Source organism: Stenotrophomonas sp. P5_B8 (assembly GCF_054049855.1).
On sequence record NZ_JBFULO010000452.1, the window covers coordinates 1 to 2,948 of the forward strand.

2 protein-coding genes are annotated in these 2,948 nt (G+C 64.8%); both read left to right on the top strand.

The window, feature by feature from the left end:
* On the top strand, nt 1–654 hold a 654-nt coding region (locus ACXJKH_RS17860; RefSeq protein WP_457321339.1), incomplete at its 5' end, for an SEC-C metal-binding domain-containing protein.
* A gap of 598 nt (nt 655–1,252) precedes the next feature.
* A partial coding sequence (locus ACXJKH_RS17865) for an ESPR-type extended signal peptide-containing protein (RefSeq protein WP_457321341.1) occupies nt 1,253–2,948 on the top strand: 1,696 nt, incomplete at its 3' end.

The window sequence follows — 2,948 nt, forward strand, 5'->3', positions numbered from 1 at the left end:
ATCGACGAGCAGTGGGACCTGAAGGGTCTGGAAGCCACGCTGGAGTCGGATCTGGGCGTACAGATGGACCTGGTGGGGCTGGTCAAGCTGCACGAGGAACTGGACGCCGAAGCGATCGCCGAGAAGGTCCAGGCGCGCGTCGACGAACACTTCGCCGAGAAGGAAGCCGGCGTGGGCGATGAGACCATGCGCGCACTGGAGAAGCACGTGATGCTGACCGTGCTCGACCAGAGCTGGAAGGAGCATCTGGCACGCATGGATTACCTGCGCCAGGGCATCTACCTGCGCGGTTATGCGCAGAAGCAGCCCAAGCAGGAATACAAGAAGGAAGCGTTCGAGCTGTTCTCGGAAATGCTGGAGAACGTCAAGCGCGAAGTGGTGACCCTGCTGGCGCGCGTGCGCATCCGCAGCGAAGAGGAAGTGGCCGCGCTGGAAGCTGCCGAGCGCCAGCAGGTGGAAGCCCGTCTGCTGCAGTCGCAGTTCCAGCATCAGGACGCTGGCAGCTACAGCGCCGACGAAGAGGCCGCGCAGGTGGAAGCGTCGCAGAACGGTGTGGCGCAGGTGCGGCTGGACGAGCCCAAGGTCGGTCGTAACGATCCGTGCCCGTGCGGCAGCGGCAAGAAGTACAAGCACTGCCACGGTCAGTTGACCTGACCTGATCTGACGCACGCTGAAAAAGCCCCGCGGATGCGGGGCTTTTTTTTGGGTTTTTTCTCATTGCGCATGGAAAGCACGTGGCGTGCTTCGAACTTTTCCAGACGTGGCCGTCGGTGAGTCGGGCGCTGGGCCCCATGCCCTTTCCGGCGACGCCCCCGGCCGCGGGCGGCCTCCTCCTTTATTTCGCCTCCAAGGGCATGGGGCCCTCACGCGCGCGACAATCCTGATCGGAGGCGCCACAGATCCTCATCGCGCCGGAACCACCGAGTCACATGCGTATCGTCGTGTACCTCTGAGCAACAAGACGCTGCTTCCATTTGGCAGAAGAACTTTTTTGTTCTTGTTCCAAAGCGCGCTGCATCGCACTGCGACGTGTGATGTGTAGCGCTTAAGACGAATTATCAGAGAACTCTGACCCGCGATTCAGGGCATCCCCACATCGCACTAAGACGCGTCCGATGGGCAGTTTCAATGAATGCATTTACTTTCTGCGTCCCCGTGTTTTTTAAGCCAGAGCACGTTGGAAATTGCCGCGACATTGCGTTCCACACGATGTGGAATCGCCGCGCCCCTGAGTCCACTTACATGGAGTTTCATGAACAGGATTTATCGCCTGGTGTTCAACCACACCACCGGCTTGATGCAGGTTGCATCCGAACTGACCGCTTCGCATACCTGCCCCGCACCCGTTGTTGGCGGTACGCGTCGACGCTCCGCATTGAGCGCGGCCATGCTGGTTGCGCTGGGTCTTGCCGCCGTGCCGGCACAGTCCGCGTTCGCGGCCGTGTTCGATTTCGACAGCGACGAAACCGTTACGGATTCGCGCGTCTACGCCGACGGCCTGCGTATCGGCCCGAACGGTCYGGTGGTGGTCGACCTCGGCCCGGGTGGCTCGATCATTTCCAATGACCTGGTGTCGCTGGGTACCAACGTCGGCGGCGATGGCACGCTGCGTGCACAAGGCGCGGGCGTTTCGCTGACGGTCAATAGTGCCTCGGTGCGCGTCGGTGACGCGGGCAACGGCACGTTGGAACTCCTCAACGGCGCTACCGCCAGCGTTGCCGGCGGCACCGTCTCCTTCGGTTACGGCGTCGACGCCTTCGGCGTTGGCCTGGTGGAGGGTGCCGGTTCGCTGCTGAGCGCCCGCCAGATGCTGGTCGGCCGTGAGGGCAGTGCCGTGCTGACCATCGGCAACGGTGGCCGGGTGGAGACCACCAAGGTCGCCACGCCTGCGGCCGGCGAGTTCGGCCTGGCCATCGGGTCCGAGGCGGGCAGCATTGGTCTGGTGAACGTTGTCGCGGGCGGCCAACTGGCGGTTACCGACAACTATCTGCTGGTGGGACAGGCCGGCAACGGCACGCTCAACATCGACGGTGGCGCGGTCGACGCCGGCCGTGGCCTGCGGACCGGCACGGCGAGCGGTGGCGACGGCACGGTCAGGGTCGTCAACGGCGGCCAGTTGGCCACGCAGGACCTGGATATCGGTTACGCACAGGGCGGCAGCGGTTCGATGCAGGTCACTGGCACCGGGTCGACGGTGAACGCGTCCCTGATGCGCGTGTCCGGGAGTGGCGACGGTGCGCTGCGTATCGAAAACGGCGGCGTGGTCGCGGTCACCGGCAATGTCACCGCCGAAGACAACGTGGGCCTGCCGAGCAACGCGGCCCGCGTCGGCCGCATTGAAGTGTCCGGCGCGGRCTCGCTGCTGAGTGGCGACCGGGTCATGACCAGTACCCACCTGCTGGTGAGCGATGGCGGCGAGATCCGTTCCAACAGCGCACGGATCAAGGATTCCTACAGCGATACCGGCGTGGCAACACTGACCGGCGCGGGCAGCCGCTGGAGCAATCTGGGTGAACTGGATGCACGGACCAACGTGGACGTGCTCGACGGCGCGCTGGTCGCCACCGATACGCTGCTGGTCTCCGGTGGCACCAACACCATGCTCAACGCTCCCCAGCGCTACGACCAGCAGGTCCGGGTGAGCGGTGCCGGCGCGGCGATCGAGGCCGCCAACGGCATCACCGTTGGCGCGCATCTGGTCGGTGAGCCCTACGGCGTCCTCAGCGTCAGCAACGGCGGTCGCGTCGCGGCAGGGACCACGCTGACCCTTGGCAGCTCGGGCTATGTGGCCGTGGGTGGCGGTATGCAGACCTGGTCGGTGGCCAACGATGGTCCGCTGTGGCGCGCAGCCGAAGCGGCCGGCGAACTGCAGGGCACCATCGCCATGCAGGTCGCCTCGGGCGGCCTGGTGTTCAACCACACCGACGACATCACCCTGTCCAACACCC